At 66.2% G+C, this 18033-nt stretch carries 20 protein-coding genes; 5 read left to right on the top strand and 15 right to left on the bottom strand.

Features of this window, described 5'->3' with window-relative positions; genetic code table 11:
* The first annotated feature begins 3 nt into the window (after positions 1-3).
* Genes glmU through FVF75_RS08160 form a run of 3 tightly spaced genes read left to right on the top strand, consistent with a single transcriptional unit; the run spans position 4 to position 3912 of the window.
* Positions 4-1353 carry a bifunctional UDP-N-acetylglucosamine diphosphorylase/glucosamine-1-phosphate N-acetyltransferase GlmU gene (gene glmU / locus FVF75_RS08150; protein WP_148377482.1) on the top strand — a complete coding sequence of 450 codons (1350 nt, stop codon included), beginning with the start codon at positions 4-6 and terminating at the stop codon, positions 1351-1353.
* A 58-nt stretch (positions 1354-1411) separates the two neighbouring features.
* Positions 1412-3238 carry a glutamine--fructose-6-phosphate transaminase (isomerizing) gene (glmS, locus tag FVF75_RS08155; RefSeq protein WP_148377483.1) on the top strand — a complete coding sequence of 609 codons (1827 nt, stop codon included), beginning with the start codon at positions 1412-1414 and terminating at the stop codon, positions 3236-3238.
* On the top strand, positions 3235-3912 hold the full coding sequence (locus FVF75_RS08160) for a DNA alkylation repair protein (protein ID WP_148377484.1): 678 nt from the start codon (positions 3235-3237) through the stop codon (positions 3910-3912). Before glmS ends, FVF75_RS08160 begins: the two co-directional genes overlap by 4 nt.
* A gap of 79 nt (positions 3913-3991) precedes the next feature.
* Here FVF75_RS08160 and FVF75_RS08165 read toward each other — a convergent pair whose 3' ends face one another.
* From FVF75_RS08165 to yajC, 10 genes are read right to left on the bottom strand one after another with little or no spacing between them, the layout of a single operon-like run.
* The gene (locus FVF75_RS08165; protein WP_425463227.1) at positions 3992-4531 is read right to left on the bottom strand and encodes a DsbE family thiol:disulfide interchange protein; all 540 of its coding nucleotides are present in this window, start codon (positions 4529-4531) and stop codon (positions 3992-3994) included.
* Entirely contained in the window at positions 4521-4691 is a 171-nt protein-coding gene (gene ccmD / locus FVF75_RS08170; protein ID WP_148377486.1) for a heme exporter protein CcmD, read from the bottom strand. Before ccmD ends, FVF75_RS08165 begins: the two co-directional genes overlap by 11 nt.
* The gene (gene ccmC, locus FVF75_RS08175; RefSeq protein WP_425463228.1) at positions 4684-5460 is read right to left on the bottom strand and encodes a heme ABC transporter permease CcmC; all 777 of its coding nucleotides are present in this window, start codon (positions 5458-5460) and stop codon (positions 4684-4686) included. The genes ccmD and ccmC overlap by 8 nt, the downstream gene beginning before the upstream one ends.
* A gap of 51 nt (positions 5461-5511) precedes the next feature.
* A complete protein-coding gene (gene ccmB / locus FVF75_RS08180; RefSeq protein WP_148377487.1) occupies positions 5512-6168 on the bottom strand; it encodes a heme exporter protein CcmB in 657 nt (218 codons plus the stop codon).
* A complete protein-coding gene (ccmA, locus tag FVF75_RS08185; protein WP_148377488.1) occupies positions 6165-6791 on the bottom strand; it encodes a heme ABC exporter ATP-binding protein CcmA in 627 nt (208 codons plus the stop codon). The genes ccmB and ccmA overlap by 4 nt, the downstream gene beginning before the upstream one ends.
* 5 nt (positions 6792-6796) lie before the next feature.
* Positions 6797-7150, bottom strand: a complete 354-nt coding sequence (locus tag FVF75_RS08190) for an Mth938-like domain-containing protein (RefSeq protein ID WP_148377489.1) — start codon at positions 7148-7150, stop codon at positions 6797-6799.
* 52 nt (positions 7151-7202) lie between these two features.
* Positions 7203-7961: a sulfite exporter TauE/SafE family protein gene (locus FVF75_RS08195; RefSeq protein WP_342779800.1), complete on the bottom strand. Its 759-nt coding sequence runs from the start codon at positions 7959-7961 to the stop codon at positions 7203-7205.
* The gene (gene secF, locus FVF75_RS08200; protein WP_148377490.1) at positions 7948-8916 is read right to left on the bottom strand and encodes a protein translocase subunit SecF; all 969 of its coding nucleotides are present in this window, start codon (positions 8914-8916) and stop codon (positions 7948-7950) included. The genes FVF75_RS08195 and secF overlap by 14 nt, the downstream gene beginning before the upstream one ends.
* A 13-nt stretch (positions 8917-8929) precedes the next feature.
* Positions 8930-10591: a protein translocase subunit SecD gene (secD, locus tag FVF75_RS08205; RefSeq protein ID WP_148377491.1), complete on the bottom strand. Its 1662-nt coding sequence runs from the start codon at positions 10589-10591 to the stop codon at positions 8930-8932.
* A gap of 33 nt (positions 10592-10624) precedes the next feature.
* Positions 10625-10954 (bottom strand): preprotein translocase subunit YajC, encoded by a 330-nt coding sequence (gene yajC / locus FVF75_RS08210; RefSeq protein WP_148377492.1) that lies wholly within the window; start codon positions 10952-10954, stop codon positions 10625-10627.
* 123 nt (positions 10955-11077) lie between these two features.
* Here yajC and FVF75_RS08215 point away from each other — a divergent pair, with 123 nt between their 5' ends.
* Positions 11078-12682 (top strand): pentapeptide repeat-containing protein, encoded by a 1605-nt coding sequence (locus tag FVF75_RS08215; RefSeq protein WP_187393014.1) that lies wholly within the window; start codon positions 11078-11080, stop codon positions 12680-12682.
* Positions 12683-12764: 82 nt separating this feature from the next.
* Complete coding sequence (serS, locus tag FVF75_RS08220) at positions 12765-14054, top strand: serine--tRNA ligase (protein WP_148377494.1); 1290 nt, start codon at positions 12765-12767, stop codon at positions 14052-14054.
* A 98-nt stretch (positions 14055-14152) separates the two neighbouring features.
* Here serS and FVF75_RS08225 read toward each other — a convergent pair whose 3' ends face one another.
* The 5 genes from FVF75_RS08225 to FVF75_RS08245 all read right to left on the bottom strand — a co-directional run bounded on the left by FVF75_RS08225 (position 14153) and on the right by FVF75_RS08245 (position 18011).
* A complete protein-coding gene (locus tag FVF75_RS08225; RefSeq protein WP_148377495.1) occupies positions 14153-15154 on the bottom strand; it encodes a fatty acid desaturase in 1002 nt (333 codons plus the stop codon).
* Positions 15155-15251: 97 nt separating this feature from the next.
* A complete protein-coding gene (locus tag FVF75_RS08230; protein ID WP_148377496.1) occupies positions 15252-16097 on the bottom strand; it encodes an ATP-binding protein in 846 nt (281 codons plus the stop codon).
* Positions 16097-17062 (bottom strand): twin-arginine translocase subunit TatC, encoded by a 966-nt coding sequence (tatC, locus tag FVF75_RS08235; protein ID WP_148377497.1) that lies wholly within the window; start codon positions 17060-17062, stop codon positions 16097-16099. The genes FVF75_RS08230 and tatC overlap by 1 nt, the downstream gene beginning before the upstream one ends.
* Positions 17059-17760 (bottom strand): Sec-independent protein translocase protein TatB, encoded by a 702-nt coding sequence (gene tatB / locus FVF75_RS08240; RefSeq protein WP_148377498.1) that lies wholly within the window; start codon positions 17758-17760, stop codon positions 17059-17061. Before tatB ends, tatC begins: the two co-directional genes overlap by 4 nt.
* Positions 17761-17795: 35 nt before the next feature.
* Complete coding sequence (locus FVF75_RS08245; protein ID WP_148377499.1) at positions 17796-18011, bottom strand: twin-arginine translocase TatA/TatE family subunit; 216 nt, start codon at positions 18009-18011, stop codon at positions 17796-17798.
* Between the last annotated feature and the right edge of the window lie 22 nt (positions 18012-18033).

The raw sequence follows: 18033 nt of genomic DNA on the forward strand, positions 1-18033 counted from the left end.
AACATGCCAACAGCCCTCATCGTTCTCGCGGCGGGTCAGGGAACCCGGATGCAATCGGACCTGCCCAAGGTCATGCACGAACTGGGCGGTGTGCCGCTCTTTGCCCATGCGCTGGCTTCGGGCGCGGCGCTGGAGCCGGAGCGCACCGTGCTGGTGGTCGGGCACGGGGCCGAGGCTGTGAAACGCGCCGCGCGCGACCTCGACGACAGCATCGCCATTGCGGTGCAGGAAAACCAGGCCGGAACCGCGGACGCGGTCGCTGCCGCGCGCGACAGTCTGACCGGCTTCGATGGCGACGCGGTGGTGCTCTATGGCGACACGCCATTTATCTCGGGCGACACGCTCGGCCGGATGCTGGCGGCGCGCGATGCGGGGGCGGATGTTGTCGTGCTGGGTTTCGTGGCCGAAAATCCGGGTCGTTACGGGCGGCTGGTGCTCGACGGCGACCGGCTCCTGCGGATCGTCGAGTTCAAGGATGCCAACCCGGCCGAGCGGGACATCACGCTGTGCAATTCCGGCGTCGTCGCCGCCGATGCCGGGCTCTTGTTCGACCTGATCGAGAACGTCGGCAACGACAACGCATCGGGCGAATACTACCTCACTGACATCGTTGCGATCGCCAATGCGCGCGGCCTGTCGTGCGTCGCGATCACCTGCGACGAGGCCGAGACGCTGGGCATCAATACCCGTGCCGAACTGGCCGGGGCCGAGGCGCGATTCCAGGCCGGCAAACGCGCCGAGGCGCTGGACAACGGCGTCACGCTGGTGGCCCCCGACACGGTGTTTTTCGCGCATGACACATGGGTCGGTCGTGACGCGGTGGTGGAGCCCAACGTGGTCTTCGGCCCCGGCGTGACCGTCGAAACCGGCGCGCGCATCCGCGCCTTTTCGCATCTCGAGGGCTGCCATGTCAGCCGAGACGCGGTGGTCGGCCCCTTCGCCCGGCTGCGGCCCGGCGCGGAACTGGCCGAGGGTGCCAAGGTCGGCAATTTCGTTGAGATCAAACAGGCCCAGATCGCCGCCGGCGCCAAGGTCAACCACCTGACCTATATCGGCAATGCCTATGTCGGCGAAGAGGCGAATATCGGTGCCGGCACGGTCACCTGCAACTACGACGGCGTGTCCAAGCACCACACCCATATCGGCGCGCGCAGCTTCATCGGGTCGGACACCATGCTGGTCGCCCCCGTGCGCATCGGCGACGACGCCATGACCGCCACCGGCACGGTGATCACCCGCGACGTGCCCGATGGCGCGATGGCTATCGGGCGGGCACAGCAGACGAACAAGGATGGTCTTTGGCCCAAGATGTTGGCAAAGTTAAAGAGAATGAGCACAAAACCCACATCTTAGACGTGATAGGTTGAAAAAGTGCAAGAAACGCATCCGAAGGCAGGAAGGATTTGAACCCATGTGCGGCATCGTTGGGGTTCTGGGCAACCACGAGGTTTCGCCGACCATAGTCGAGGGCCTGAAACGGCTCGAATACCGCGGTTACGACAGCGCGGGCATCGCCACGGTGAACGCCGCCGGCCACCTCGACCGGCGTCGTGCCGTGGGCAAGCTGGTGAACCTGTCCGACATGCTGGTGCACGACCCCCTGCCAGGCCATTCCGGCATCGGCCACACCCGCTGGGCCACCCACGGCGCCCCCAACACCGCCAACGCCCATCCGCACCGGGCCGGGCCGGTGGCGGTGGTGCATAACGGCATCATCGAGAACTTCCAGTCCCTGCGCGCGGACCTTGCCGAAAAGGGCTTCGGATTCGAATCCGACACCGACACCGAAACCGTCGCGATGCTGGTCCAGTCGCAGATGGCCGAGGGCAAGACACCGGAACAGGCGGTGCGCGCCACCCTCGCCCGGCTCGAAGGCGCATTCGCGCTGCTGTTTCTGTTCGACGGCGAGCGCGACCTGATGATCGCCGCGCGCAAGGGCAGCCCGCTGGCCATCGGGCATGGCGACGGCGAGATGTATGTCGGCTCGGACGCCATCGCGCTGGCACCGCTCACCGACCGGATCACCTATCTCGAGGAAGGCGATTGGGCCGTCATCACCCGCGCCGGGGCCACCATCTACGATGCGTCCAACAAACACGCCAACCGCGAAATGCGACAAGTCCGGCTGGACGCGGCGCGGATCGAAAAGGCCGGGCATCGCCATTTCATGATGAAGGAAATCGCCGAACAGCCCACGGTCATCGGCAACGTGATCGAGGCCCATGTCGCACCGGATCACGCCCGCGTCGACATGGGCCTGCCCGGCGTCGACTTTGCGCAAGTCAACCGCGTCAGCATCGTCGCCTGCGGCACCGCCTATTACGCCGCGCTGGTGGCGAAATACTGGTTCGAACGCATCGCCGGCCTGCCGGCGGAAGTCGATATCGCCAGCGAGTTTCGCTACCGCGACCCGATCCTGCCGCCCGGGACGCTGGCGATCTTCGTCAGCCAGTCCGGCGAAACCGCCGACACGCTGGCCGCGCTGCGCTATGCCAAGGGCAAGGCGGCCAAGGTCGTGAGCCTGGTCAATTCTCCCGAAAGCTCGATCGCGCGCGAAAGCGACATCGCGGTGCCGATCCATGCCGGGGTCGAGGTCTCGGTCGCCTCGACCAAGGCGTTCACCTGCATGCTCACCACCTTCCTCACCATGACGCTGAGGGCGGCCGAGGATCGTGGCACCATGTCCGGCGAGGAAATCGCCGCGACCATCGCCGACCTGCGCAGCCTGCCCGGCCTGGTCAGTCACGCGCTCAGCGCCGATGCGGCGATCCATGCCGTCGCAGCCCAACTGGCCAAAGCCCGCGACGTGCTGTTCCTGGGGCGCGGGCAGATGTTCCCACTGGCCCTCGAGGGCGCGCTGAAACTCAAGGAAATCAGCTATATCCACGCCGAAGGCTACCCGTCCGGAGAGCTCAAGCACGGCCCCATCGCGCTGGTCGACCGCGACACGCCGGTGGTGGTGCTGGCCCCGCATGACCGGCTGTTCGACAAGACCGTTTCGAACATGCAGGAGGTCATGGCGCGCGGCGGCAAGGTGCTCTTGATCGCCGACAACCGCGCCATTGCCGAGGTCGGCAATGATGTCTGGACCTCGATCGCCATGCCCGACGCGCCGGAGATCCTGCAGCCGATCCTCTACGCGGTGCCGGCGCAATTGCTCGCCTACCACACCGCCATCGCCAAGGGCACGGATGTCGATCAGCCCCGCAACCTGGCGAAATCCGTGACCGTCGAATGACCCCCGAGGCGGCGCTGAACGCCCTGCGCGCCGAGGCCGACCCGACCCGTGCAGCGGGCGTCGCGGCCTACATGAAGGTCGAGCGCGACTACCTCGGCGTGCCGATGTCGGTGGTCAACGATCTGACGAAGGGCTGGCGCCAGACGCTCGATATCGGGGGGCGCGTGGCTCTGGCCGACGCGCTCTGGCAAACCGACATCCACGAGGCCCGGATCGCGGCGACCAAGCTTCTCACCCAGGCGCGGATCAGGCCGGACGATGCCGTCTGGTCGCTGATCAAGTCCTGGGTGCCCGATTTCGACGGCTGGGCCATCGCCGATCACGCCTGCATGGCGGGTCACCGACGCCTCATGGCGAACCCGACCCGGGTGGACGAGGTCGAGCCCTGGACCACCTCGCCGCACCTCTGGACCCGGCGCGCGGCCTTGGTGATCACCCTGCCCTGGGCGCGGCTGAACAACCCCAAGCCTGGCGACATCGCGGTGCGTGAACGGGTGCTGGGCTGGGCCGCGCACTATGTCGACGACCGCGAATGGTTCATCCAGAAGGCGGTGGCATGGTGGCTGCGCGACCTGTCCAAGCATGACCCCGACCGGGTGCGCGCCTTCCTTGGCGAACACGGCCCGCGGATGAAGGCCTTTGCCCGCAAGGAAGCCGGGAAATACCTGAAATAGCCCCCGTCCCCGCCGACACGGGTTTCATCTTGGCCAAAATACTCAAATAAAAGAATAGAGCGCGCCGCAGGCGCTCCCTTTATTGGTGCGCTTCGGCCTTGGCGATGGCGGGGCGGATGATGGCCTCGAGAATGCCCTCGGTGATCGGGCCGGCGAACCGCTTGATCACGGTGCCGTCGCCTGCGATCACGAAGGTCTCGGGCACGCCGTAAAGCCCCCAGTCAAGCCCGGTGCGGCCGTTCGGATCGGCGGCCAGGCGGTCATAGGGGTCGCCCAGCTCGTCAAGGAAATTGCGCGCCTTGGCCGGCTCGTCCTTGTAGTTGATGCCGTAGATCGGGATGCCTTCCTCGGCCATCGCGACGAGTTGCGGGTGCTCGGCCCGGCACGGCCCGCACCAGCTGGCCCAGAAGTTCACCAGCACCACCTCGCCCGAGGCCAGGTCGTCGCGGGTGAAGGGGGTGGCGCCGTCGAACGCGGTCAGGGTCAGGCCGGGCACCGGCCCGCCCTCGCGGGTCGAGGGCAGCGCGTTGGGGTCGTCGCGCCCCATGCCCCAATAGAACAGCACCGCGAGGGCTGCGAAGATCAGGGGTGGCAGAACCACCATCGGTCTAAGCGTCATCAGACTTGCCCCTCTTGGCGGCCCGCGCCTCGGCGGCCTCCAGTTGCCTGCGTGCCACCACCGACTGGCGCCAGCTCAGCCCCACCAGTGCCAGCACCAGAAAGATCGAAATTCCCCAGGCGGACAGGACCGCCTCGGCGTATTTTCCCAGGTCAGGCATCGGCCATCCTTTCACGAAGCTCCAGCGCATGCAGCCGGCGGCGGCGCAACTGGGTGCGGGTGCGGATGAACACCAGCGCCACGAACAGCGCCACGATCCCGACCAGCGTCAACACCAACGGCTGCCAGTATACGTCTGCGACGTTCTCCTCGGCATCGAGCGACAGCGATGCGCCCTGGTGCAACCCCTGGTTCCAGAAGTTCACCGCATAGCGGCTGAGCACGGCAAACACCGACCCGACGATCGCCAGCACCGAGGTCAGATCGGCCGCCGTGTCGGGATCGTCGATCGCCGCCCAGAGCGCCATGTAGCCGAGATAGAACAGAAACAGGATCAGGAACGAGGTCAGGCGCGGGTCCCAGGCCCACCAGGTGCCCCACATCGGCTGCCCCCAGATCGCGCCGGTCAAGAGCGCGATCACGGTGAAAACCACGCCCACCGGTGCTGCCGCCTTGGCCGCCAGCGCGCCCACGTGGTGACGGCGCACCAGCCAGATCAGCGAGGCCACCAGCATCATCGCCCAGGCGTTGATCGCCATCATCGCCGAGGGCACATGCACGTAGATGATCTTGACCGACGAGCCGAACTTGTCCGCCTCGGGGGTGAAGAAGAACCCCCAGATCAGGCCGGGAATCAGCGTCACCAGCGTCAGCCCCACCACCCAGGGCAGCGCCTTGCCGGTCAGGTGCATGAACTTCACCGGATTGGCCCATTCCCAGAGCCAGTTCCAGGCGTCGCGCGATTGCTTGGTGCGTTCCATCTTGGTCATGCCGATTGTCTATGCACGCCGGCCTGTTTCGGCAAGGGTGCCGGGGTCAAATCAGCGTATGTTGATGCGTATTGCCGCAGCCGCCGCAAACGGCAGAAAGGCAACCACCCCGGCGGTGATCCCCGCCAGCATCAGGATCGGCGTCGTCACCGCCATGCCGGCCCCGCCGCGCGTCGCCGCCTCGGCCCCGAAAATCAACGTCGGCACATAGAGCGGCAGGACCAGCAGGCTCAGCAGAAGCCCGCCGCGTTTCAGCCCCACGGTCAGCGCCGCGCCGAACGCCCCGATCATGCTGAGTGCGGGCGTGCCGATCAGGAGGGTTACGAAGATCCACCAATGCCCCGGCGCCTGCATGTTCATCAGGATGCCAAAGACCGGCGCGGCCAGCGTCAGCGGCAGCCCCGTGGTCAGCCAATGCGCCAGCGCCTTGACCACCACCGCGCCCTCCATCGGAAGCGGCGCGGTCGCCAGAAGGTCGAGCGAGCCGTCTTCGAAATCGAGCTGGAAAATCCGGTCGAGCGACAACAGGCAGGCGAGTAACGCCCCGACCCAGAGGATGCCGGGCGCGATGCGGGCCAGTGTTTCGCCTTCGGGGCCGACCGCGAAGGGCACCAGCACGGTGACGATCAGGAAGAACGCAAGGCCAAGGCCGAAGCCGCCCCCGGCGCGCACCGCCAGCCTCAGATCGCGGACCAGAAGCGCGATCATGTGAATGCCTCGTCAAAAGCCGTCGGCGTGCGCGTCGGGCGGTCGGGATCGGCGCGAAACGGGGCGACGTCGAGGGTTTCGGCGGCAAGCCCCAGGTCGATATGGGTGGCGATCAGCGCGGCCCCGCCGCCCGCCACATGGCTTCGCACCGCATCCGCGAACAGCCCGACCGAGGCCTGATCCAGCGATACCGTGGGCTCGTCCAGCAGCCAGAACCGCCGCCCCGTCACCAATAGCCGCGCCAGCCCCAACCGGCGTTTCTGCCCCGCGGACAGGCTGTGGGCGGCGCGGTTGCGAAGCCCCTTGAGGTTGAACTGCGCAAGCGCCGGTTCGATGTCGGTGGTGCCATAGACCCGCGCCCAGAAGGTCAGGTTCTCCGCCACGCTCAGCGTCGCCTTCAACCCGTCGGCATGGGCGCCGTAGGCGATCGCCTCGGGCGGCAGGCCGATCCTGCCCGCCAGCGGCGGCTGCAACCCCGCCAGCGTGCGCAGCAGCGTGGTCTTGCCCGAGCCGTTGGGGCCGCGCAGGATCAGGATGTTCCCGGTCGTGAGCGTGAAGGTCAGCCCCTCCAGCACCGGCATCCCGCCGCGCGCCACGCTCAGGCCCTCGACCGTCAGTTCCATGCCGTTCAGACCGGCAGCGCGGCCAGCGCCACGCGACGGCCCTCGGCCAGCAGGACGTTGTAGGTGCGGCAGGCGGCGGGGCTCGCCATCGGCTCGACGCCGATACCGGCTTCTTCCAGCGCCTCGCGCAAGGGTTTTGGCGGCAGCGCGGTCTCGGCCCCGGTGCCAAGGATCAGGACGTCGACCTCCCCGGCCAGCGCGATCAGGGTGGCGGAATCTTCGATCCCGCCCCAGCTTCGCGCCGCGTTGGCGGTGATCAGCATCGCGCCCTCGATCACCTGGCCCGCGACCCGGAAAAATCCGGGGCCGTAACCGTCGACCGGCCGTGCGTCCGAATATGTGATCTCGGTCAGTTGCATGGCGCCTTGCTAGCGGCAAACGACGGCGAAGGAAAGCGCGCGATGGAAGGGATCAGTCGAACAGCGGCAGACCCGACAGGGCGGAAACCGCGATCACGATATAGGCGACGGTGCGATAGGTGCGCTCGCGGTCTGGGTCGAACAGCCATCCGCCGATCAGGTTGGCGCCGAGGAACGGAACTGCCAGCATCAAGCCCAGAACCACCGCCAGCGCCTCGAGCCGCCCGGACATGCCAAGCATTGCCAGGGTCACGCCTACGACACCGCCAAGATAAAGCAGGAGGTTGGCCCGGATCGTCGGCGCCGGGTGCGGGCTGGCCATGTAGAGCAGGATCACCGGCGGCCCCGACAGGCCAGTCGTGCCGCCGAGAAACCCGCCCAACGCCCCCGTGGCATAGACCATCCAGCGCCGCAGCGTGCCGCGATAGCGCAAGCCCGCCGCCAGCGCGACCAGCATCACCAGCGAAACCGCCGAGACGCCGTAGCGAAACAGTTCGACCGGCAACGAGACCAGCAGCCACAGCCCCAGCGGCAAGGCCACCACCATCCCGGCCAACAGCCGCAGGATGTCGCCCCGGTGCGCCACCCTCAGCGCGCGCGGCAGGTGCGGCAGTGGCCCGATGAATTCCATGACCAGCAGAACGGCCAGCGTCGAGACCGGCGGCAAGACCTGTGCGGCCACCGGCATGAACACCATCGCCGAGCCGAACCCGGCAAAGCCGCGCACCAGCCCCGCGATCAGGGCCGCCGCGATCAACCAGACAAGGCCGGGGGTGGCGAGCGCCCCGGCCAGCGCGTCAGGCATCGACATCCGCGAATTGGGTTCCCGCCTCGCCGTCGGGCTTGGACCAGTCGCGCTTGACGCCAAGTCGCAGCAGCAGCGCCGAGGCGATGAACACCGAGGAATAGGTGCCGATCACGATGCCGAAGATCATCGCGAAGACAAAGCCCCGGATCACGTCGCCGCCCAGGACCAGCAGCGCGATCAGTGCCACCAGCGTGGTCGACGAGGTCATCACCGTGCGGCTCATGGTTTCGTTGATCGACAGGTTCAGCACGTCCTTGAGGCTCATCACTTTGTAGCGGCGCAGGTTCTCGCGCACCCGGTCATAGACGATCACGGTGTCGTTCAACGAATAACCCACGATGGTCAGAAGGGCCGCGATGATCGCGAGGTCGAACTTGATCTGGAACACCGCAAAGACGCCGATGGTGATCATCACGTCATGCACCAGCGACACCACCGCGCCGACCGAGAACTGCCATTCGAAACGCAGCCAGATATAGACCAGCACGGCGAAGAGCGCGGCGAGCACCGAGTAGATGGCCGTCATCACCAGTTCACCCGAGACCTTGGGCCCGACGCTTTCGACCGAGGGGAAGGTGATGCCGGGGTCGATCTGCTGGAGCGCCCCTTCGACCGCGGCGATGGTCTCGGGCGTCACGCTTTCGGTGTCGCTCTGGGCCTCGATACGCACCATGGCCACGTTCTGATCGGGTCCGAAATTGGGGTCGAAGACCTCGGTGATCGACACATCGCCCAGCCCGAGCGGTGCGATGGCATCGCGGTATTCGCCCACGTCGACCGCGACCGAGCTTTCGGTGCGGATCGTGGTGCCGCCGCGAAAGTCGATGCCGAAATTGAGGCCCATCGCGAAAAACGCGATGATCGAGGCCACGACCAGCATGCTGGACAGGCCCACGGTGATCGGCAGGCGGCCGAAGAAATCCCACGAGGTGTTGTCGGGAACGAGTTTCAGGCGCATCGGGTCGGCCTTTCTAGACTACGAGTGTCTTGGGGCGGCGGCGTTCGAACCAGATCACGATCATCAGCCGCGTGACGTAGATCGCGGCGAAGACCGAGGTGATGATCCCGAGCGCCAGGGTAACGGCAAAGCCCTTGACCGGACCCGAGCCCATGATGAACAGGATCACCGCGGTGATGAAGGTGGTCAGGTTGGCGTCGATGATCGCGGACAGGGCCTTTTCATAGCCGAGGTCAATGGCGCGGGCCGGCCCCCTGCCGGCGCGCAACTCTTCGCGGATACGCTCGAACACCAGCACGTTGGCGTCGACCGCCATGCCGATGGTCAGCACGATCCCCGCGATCCCCGGCAATGTCAGCGTCGCGCCGATGGCCGACAGAAGCCCGAAGATCATGCCGACGTTCAGGATGAGCGCGACATTCGCCAACAACCCGAACCAGCCATAGACAAGACCCATGAACAACAGCACGCCGATAAAGGCGACGATCGAGGCGATCTTGCCGGCGTCGATCGAATCCTGCCCAAGCTGCGGCCCGATGGTGCGTTCCTCGAGGAAGGTCATCTCGGCCGGCAGGGCGCCGGCGCGCAGAAGAACGGCCAGGTTGGTCGATTCCTCGACCGTGAAATTGCCGGTGATGATGCCCGAGCCGCCCGGGATATGCTCGTTGATGCGCGGGGCCGAGATCACCTCGCCATCCAGCACGATGGCAAAGGGGCTGCCGACGTTTTCGGCGGTGTAGTCGCCGAACTTGCGCGCCCCGGCCGGGTCGAACCGGAAACTGACCGCCGGGCGGCCGTTCTGGTCGAAGGTGGGCTGGGCGTCGACCAAGTCTTCGCCGGTCACCACCGGGGTCTGTTCGAGGACGTAGAAGATGCCGTCCTCGTCCAGAGACGGATAGACCACGTTGCGCGGACCCGGGCTGACGTTGCCGTCGGAGGTGCGGCTGATCACCGGGTTGAAGGTCAGTTGCGCGGTGGTGCCGATCAGTGCCTTCAACTCCTCCGCCGACCCCAGCCCCGGCACCTGAATCAGGATGCGGCGTTCGCCCTGGCGCTGGATCGTGGGCTCGCGGGTGCCGACCTCGTCGACCCGGCGGCGGATGATCTCCAGCGATTGCTGGATGGTGCGGTCGTCGGTGGCGGTTCTTTCGGCCTCCGACAGGGTTACGATGATGGTGCGGTCCTGCCCGGCGACCTCGATGTTCTTCGACCCCACCCCGGTCAGGGTAGCGACCGGCTGGGCCAGTTCGCGCACCACCTCGAGTGCCCGCGCCATGCCGTCGGCATTCTCGATCGACACCCGCAACTCGCCCTCGGGCGCGTTCTGGCGGCGGATCGCGCCGACCGTGTCACGCTCATCGCGCAGCGCGTCGCGCACGTCGGGCCAGAGCGCGTCCATCCGCGCGGCATAGACATCCTCGACCCTGACTTCGGCCAGAAGATGCGCGCCGCCGCGCAGATCGAGCCCGAGGTTGACCAGGCTAGACGGCAACCAGTCGGGCCAGGCGGAGCGGTCCGCCTCACGCTCGGCGGTCGAGCCCGAGGCCTCGATCGCGGCGACCGCGTCGTTGTGCAGTTCGACCCGTGGGTAGAACAGGTTCGGCAGCGCATAGCCGAGACCGAGCACCACCAGCCCGATCACGACCAGACGCCTCCAGGTAGGGAAATTGAGCATCGCGGGCGGCCCCGTTGGTTGTGTCGGCGGGCCTCAGCCCTCGGCGGGTTCGGTCTTGGAGACCACCTGAAGGATCGCGGCGCGGGTCATGCGGACCTTGACGCCATCGGCGATCTCGACTTCGACCTCGCCATCGTCCTTGACCTTGGCGACCTTGCCCAGAATGCCGCCCTGGGTGACGACCTGATCGCCCCGCCGGAGCGAGTCGCGCATCTTCTGATCCTCTTTCGCCTTTTTCTGCTGCGGGCGGATGAGGAAGAAATACATGATCCCGAACACCAGAACCATCGGGATCAGCATCGAGTTCAGAAGGCTCCCCGCGGGGGCCCCTGCGGCCTGCGCGAAAGCTGGCGAAACGAACATATGGAATTCCTTGTGTCAGACGGAGCCACGGCCCCCCTAGGGCTGGCGCGCACCCTATATGGGGGGCTTGGGGTTGGCAAGCAACCGGGCGGAGTGTTTGATGCGGGAAATCGGGGGGTGGGGATGGACGAAATTGCCGGCTGGTTGAACGAGGTGACATCCTCGGGCGTGTTTCAGACGCTGGGGTTAGTTGCGCTGGCGCTTCTCGTGCTCCTGTTCTTCCTCGGGCAGATAAAACCCGGCGAGGCAAAACCGATACCGCCAGAACAAAAGCCGTGGATGCGGGGGCTTGGCATCGCCGGCTGGGTTCTGATCCCGCTTTTCGCAATCCTGTTCATCGCCTCGCTGATCCAGATCGCGGTGATGTGGACCGATCTGCCGGACAACACCGAGCCGCTCGCCCTTCGCGTCCACTATCTCGCCATAGTCGGTTTCATCGGCGTGCTGGGCGGCATCCTCGCCGCCCTCGCGGCCTATATCCGCATCTTCACCATCGAACGACAGACCACCGCGCAAGAACAGGGGCTGATCACCGACCGGATCAACAAGGCGGTGGAGAACCTAGGGGCGACGCGGACAGTGCAGCGACAGCGCCGCCGGAAAACGGGTGCACTTGCCTATGCGCCGGACGAGGCCGGTGAACCTGACTATTCTCAGCCGATCTTCGAGGAAGTCACCGAACCCAACCTCGAAGTCCGCATCGGCGGCATCTACGCGCTGGAACGTATCGCGCGGGATAATCTGGACTACCACGTCCAGATCATGGAAATCCTGACCGCCTATGTGCGGGAGAACGCCAAGGCCACAGACGCCGAGGATTTCCCAGAGCCGGATTGGAAGCCGCTGCCCGACGACGCCACCGACGAGGAACGCCGCGCGCGCGAGGCAGCACGTGCCGAGAGGTTCGGCAGATTCTTTTTTGAAAGCAAGGCGTTTCAATGGGCTCGAAAGCTCTGCACAGGCACCGACATTCAGGCAGCGCTCACCGTTATCGGACGCCGGTCTGCGCGTCAGATTGAGCAGGAAAAGGCCGATACCCGCCAGCGCAAAGAGGGTTACCGGCCCGACCTGCGCGGGACCAGCCTGCAAGGTGCCGACCTCTCGAATCTGGACTTTTCTGGCGTAAATTTCGTAGGCGTCCGAATGGAGGGGGCAGACCTCCGCGAAGCGCGGATTGAAAGGGCAAACCTTCACGCGGCGCATTTGCAAGGAGCGGGCCTTCACGAAGCGCGATTGGAGGGGGCATTTCTCAGCAACACATGGTTGGAGGGGGCAGATCTCAGCATCGCGCGGATAGAGAGGGCAGAACTCATCGGCGCGCGGTTGGATGGGGCATATCTCAGCAACGCGCGGATGGAGGGGGCAAGGCTCAATGGCATAAGGTTGGAGGGGGCATTTCTCGGCGGTGCCCGGATGGATGGGGCAGATCTCAGCGGAGCGCGTATGGACGGGGCAGATCTCCGCAGGGCGCACTTGGATCAATCGACTGTTTTGAATTTTGGGAGCACAGCGGGGGCGGCCCTGAGTGACATCGACCTGACAGATGTGAAGATCTCGACCGAACAGATCTCTTCAATGTTCGGTGACGGCACGGTGATCTTGCCCGACACCATCCCCCGCCCCTCCCATTGGCCCGACACCGAACTGGACTGGGGCGACTTCGAGGACGAATGGCACCTCTGGCAATCAGACCCCGCCGCCTACGTCCCGCCCCAGCACCGCGACTGACCCCGGCCCGGCCATTTCCGCCTTTCCCCGCGCCGCCGTTTACGGCATATCTCGGCCCGAATTCCAGCCGAGGACCAGCGCCATGCACGATATCAGGACGATCCGCGACAACCCCGGGGCCTTTGACGCCCACATGGCGCGGCGGGGGCTTGCGGGGGTGTCGGGCGAGGTTCTGGCGCTTGACGAGGCGCGTCGCGCCGCGATCCAGACCGCCGAGACCGAGCAGGCCGAGGCCAACCGCGCCGCCAAGGAGGTGGGGGCTGCCAAGGCACGCGGCGACGAGGCCGAGTTTGAGCGGTTGCGCGCCCTCGTGGCCGAGAAAAAGGCCGAGATCGCCCGGCTGAACGAGGAGGCCAAGGCCAGGGACGCCGCCCTTGCCGACCTTCTGATGGGTCTGCCCAACCTGGTGGCCGATGACGTGCCCGATGGCGACAGCGAGGACGACAACGTCGAGCTGCGCCGCTGGGGCACGCCCAGGGCCTTCGCCTTTTCGCCGAAAGAGCACTACCAGCTCGGCGCGGCGCGCGGCCTCGATTTCGAGACCGCTGCCAAGCTCTCGGGCTCGCGCTTCGTGGTTCTGACCGGAGCGATGGCGCGGCTGCACCGGGCGCTGGCGCAGTTCATGCTTGACGTGCATGTGGATGAGAACGGGCTGTGCGAGGCCATCACCCCGGTGCTGGTGCGCGAGGAAATGATGTATGGCACCAACCAGTTGCCCAAGTTCGCCGCCGACAGCTACAAGACCGAAGAAGGCTGGTGGCTGATCCCCACCGCCGAGGTGACGCTGACCAATTTCGTCAACGGCGAGGTGGTCGAAGCGGACAGCCTGCCGCGCCGCTACGTCGCCCACACCCAGTGTTTCCGCTCGGAGGCCGGCAGCGCGGGCAAGGACACGGCGGGCATGCTGCGCCAGCACCAGTTCGAAAAGGTCGAGATGGTGTCGATCACCCGGCCCGAGGAGTCAGAGGCCGAACACGCCGCGATGACCCGCCGCGCCGAGGACATCCTCGAGCGCCTCGGCCTGCCTTACCGCACGGTGATCCTGTGCACCGGCGACCTCGGTTTCGGGGCGCGGCGCACCCATGATATCGAGGTGTGGCTGCCGGGGCAGCAGACCTACCGCGAGATCTCGTCGGTCTCGACCACGGGCGATTTCCAGGCCCGGCGGATGAACGCGCGCTTCCGGCCCGAGCCGGGGGCAAAGCCCGAGTTCGTGCACACGCTGAACGGCTCCGGGGTGGCGGTCGGGCGCTGCCTGATCGCGGTGCTCGAGAACGGGCAGGAAGAGGACGGATCGGTGACGCTGCCGGAGGTTCTGCACCCCTACCTGGGCGGGATGTCGCGGATCACCGCGGATGGCGTGCTGGCATAGCGGCTTCGCCCGCGCGGGGCGTGCGCGGGCGACAGAACGGGGAGGGCCGGCCCTCCCCGGACCCCTCCCGGAGTATTTCGCCAAGATGAAGGCGGATGCTATTGGGCCGGGGTCGCAGCCGGGCTGGGCACCGGTGACTTCGGGAACGGCACCAGGTTCTCGGCCTCTTCATCCCAGAGCTTGAGGGTAAAGGCATGGAGCGCCTCGCCAAAGCCGATGCGGCGCAAGTAGTGGGTTTTTTCCAGTTCCCGGTGCGCGGCGCGCAGCCGATAGGAAGGGATCGCGGCGACCAGGTGGTGGATGTCGTGCTTGGTGATGTTGGCCACGGCCTCGTCGAACAGCCAGCCGAAATCGAGGCATGACCCCCCCTGGATCGCGGCGCGCTGCGGGTCGAGGTCGGGCCGCCGGTCCCACCAGGTGCCTTCGAAATTGTGCTGCAGGTAGACGAGGAACACGCCGAGGCAGCCGCCCAGCCAGATCGCGACCGCCAGCGTCGCCACCCCCGTCCAACCCGACAGGGCGTAGATCAGGCCAAACCAGGCTAGGATCGCCGCGTTATGGGCGAGGATCGACCAGATCCCGACCTTGGCCGCGTTCTTGGGCCAGCGGTAGGCGACGAAATAGGTGTAGAACGATCCCACCGGGATCAGCACCCAGGGGCTTCGGTAAAGCCGGTAGTAGAGCCGCTTCCAGAAACCCGCACGCTGCCATTCGGCCAGCGTCATGGTGCAGATCTCGGTGGTCTCGCGCGCCTCGAGGTCGCCGACATAGGCGTGGTGCTGGTTGTGGTTGTAGCGCATCTGCGGATAGGCGGCCATCGTGAAGGGCGACACCAAGTAGCCCCAGATCTCGTTCTGGCGCCGGGTTTCGAACAGCGACAGGTGGCCCAGGTCGTGTTGCAGCACGTAGAGCCGCACACCGGCGAAGGCCAGGAGCACCACCGCCGGCACCGCGATCAGCCATTGCCCGGCGCTGACAGCCCAGATCGCCAGCGCCGTGGCCCCGAAATAGGCCGCGAGGTTGGCCCCGAGGCTGAGCCAGGCCAGCCGGTTGTCCTTGGAGGTGTAGCCCCGCAGGGCCTGGCGCAGCGCCGTGTCCATCGTCGTCCCCCTCGGGGTCGGCCCCGGAAAAGAGAAATGCAACCCGCGCGCAGTCTAGCGCCAATCCCGCCCGTTTCGCAAGAAAGCCTCCCGCGCCTCAGCGGGCAAGCGCCACGCCCCGGCGACCGGCCAGATCGGTGAAATACTGCCACGCCACCCGGCCCGAGCGGGCCCCGCGCGTTGCCTGCCATTCGATCGCCTCGGCGCGCAGGGTGGCGTCGTCGATCTCGACCCCGTGGGCGTCGCAATAGCCGCGGATCATCGCCAGGTAGTCGTCCTGCGAACAGGGATGAAAGCCCAGCCAGAGGCCGAAACGGTCCGACAGCGACACCTTTTCCTCGGTCGCCTCGGACGGGCTGATCGCCGAGCCGCGCTCGTTCTCGATCATGTCGCGGGGCATCAGGTGGCGGCGGTTCGAGGTGGCGTAGAACACCACGTTGTCGGGCCGCCCTTCGATGCCGCCATCGAGCACAGCCTTGAGCGACTTGTAGTGCTGGTCGTCATGGCTGAACGACAGGTCGTCGCAGAACAGCACGAACCGGTGCGGTGCTTCGCGCAGGTGGTTCAGGAGGCGGCCGACCGAAGGCAGGTCTTCGCGCTGCAGCTCGACGATCTTGAGGTCATGGCCTTCCGCATTCACCGCCGCGTGCACCGCCTTGATAAGCGAGGATTTTCCCATACCCCGCGCGCCCCAGAGCAGGGCGTTGTTGGCCGGCAGGCCACGGGCGAACTGGCGGGTGTTCTCGGTCAGGATGTCGCGCGCCCGGTTGATCCCGATGAGCAGCGACAGATCGACCCGCGAGACCTCGGGCACCGGGACAAGGCGATCCGGGTCGACGTGCCAGACGAAGGCCTCGGCGGCGGCGAAATCCGGTGTCCGGGTCGGGGCCGGGCTGATCCGCTCCAGCGCCTCGGCGATACGGGTGAGCGTGGCTTCGTCCATCAGTCCTTGTTCACCGCGCCGGGGTCTTCGTCGGCCCCGCTGGCACCGGTGCCTTCATCCTCGGACTCGTCGAATTCGGCCATCGCCGCGTCGTCGGCGGCCTCGTCCTCGTCCTCGTCGTCCTCGAACCACAGGCCCTGGGCGCGCAGATTGGCCTCGCGGGTCTTTTCGACCCGGGCGACCAGGAAGATCGAGATTTCATACAGCCCGTAGACCACCACGAACAGGATCACCTGCGTGGTCACATCCGGCGGCGTCACCAGCGCGGCCACGGTCAGGATGCCGACCATGGCGTATTTGCGGGTCTTGCGCAGGCCGACCGCCGAGGCCAACCCGGCCTTGCCCATCAGGGTCAGAAGCACCGGAAGCTGGAAGCACAGCCCGAACGCGATGATCATCTTGAGCGTGATGTCGAGGGATTCGTTGACCTTGCCCTGGAACACGATGTCGATGCCGGAATCGCTCACCGGCGTCTCGGAGCCGGTGGCGACGGCGGCCAGCAGCGAGGGCAGATCGGCGAAGCCCAGGAAAAACATCATCGCCAGCGGCACCACGACATAATGCGCGAAGGCCGCCCCGAGCAGGAACAGCACCGGAGACGAGATCAGAAACGGCAGAAAGGCGTTCTTTTCGTTCTTGTAGAGCCCCGGCGCCACGAAACGCCACATCTGGTAGCCGATCATCGGGAAGGCCAGGGCAAAGCCGCCGACCATCGAGATGCGGATCAGGGTAAAGAAATACTCCTGCGGCGCGGTGTATTGCATCACCGGGTTGGGGTTGCCCAGAGACCGCATGGTCTTTTCGATCGGCATGAGCAGGAAATCGAGCACGTGTCCCGCGAAGGTGAACACGATCACCATGGACACGACGAAGGCCAGCACCGACCAGATCAGCCGGTTTCGCAATTCCGCCAGATGCTCGATCAGCGGGGCGGAACTGTCTTCGATCTCGTCGGATTTGGTCATTCAGGGGCGGCTTTCGTGGACCGGGCGGCGGGTTTCTTCGCGGGCTTCTTGGCCGGTTTCTTCGCCGTGGCCGTGCCGGTTTCCGGCTTGGCAGCGGATTTCGCGGCGGCTTTCGGCTTGGCCGCGGGCTTCTTGGCCGCAGGTTTCTTTGCGGCGGGCTTCGGGGCCGGTTCCGCCTCGGCTTGCGGCTTCTCCGCCGGCTTTGCGGTCTCGGTCGGTTTGGCGACCGGGTCGCCCGCCGCGCCCTTGGGTTTGACATCCGCCGCCGCGACCTTGGCCGCCGCCTCGCGGTTCAGTCGGGCGCGGCCCGCCTTTTCGGTCGCCTCGCGGATTTTCGCAACGTCCGCCGCACGTTCCGCCGCCTTTTCGGGGTCTTCTTCAGGTTTCGGCTTGGGCCGTTCGGGCGGCTTGCCCTTCATCCCGGGGTCCCAGTTCTCGAACCGGTCGGCGGCCTTGCTGAGGCCATCGAGCCCCATGTTCTTCGGCGAGGTGACGTTCTTCAAGCCTTTCGCGATGTCGTCGACGCCGCTTTCCTTGGCGGCATCGTTCATCGCGCGGGTGAACTCGCGCCCCAACTGGCGCGCGCGTGCGGTCAGGCGGCCCAGCGTATGGAACAGGCTGGGCAACTCTTTCGGACCGATCACGATCAACGCGACGATGCCGATGAGCAAAAGCTCACTAAAGCCGATGTCGAACATGCGACCGCCTCTCCTGCCGTGGCGTCAGAGGGCGCTCAGGCCTTGTCCTTTTCACCCTTGGGCGTCACGTCCTTGGCGGTGTCGGCGGCGGAATCCTCGATTTCCTTCGAGCCGTCGTCGACGCCTTTCTTGAACGCGGTGATGCCCTTGCCGACCTCGCCCATCAGGGACGAGACCTTGCCACGGCCGAACAGCACCAGCACCACGACAGCGATCAGAAGAAGGCCGGGAAGGCCGATATTGTTGAGCATGAAGCGTCTCCCTTGCCGGGGC

Origin of the sequence: Maritimibacter fusiformis (assembly GCF_008086115.1) — a bacterium.
Taxonomy (GTDB): Bacteria; Pseudomonadota; Alphaproteobacteria; order Rhodobacterales; family Rhodobacteraceae; genus Muriiphilus; species Muriiphilus fusiformis.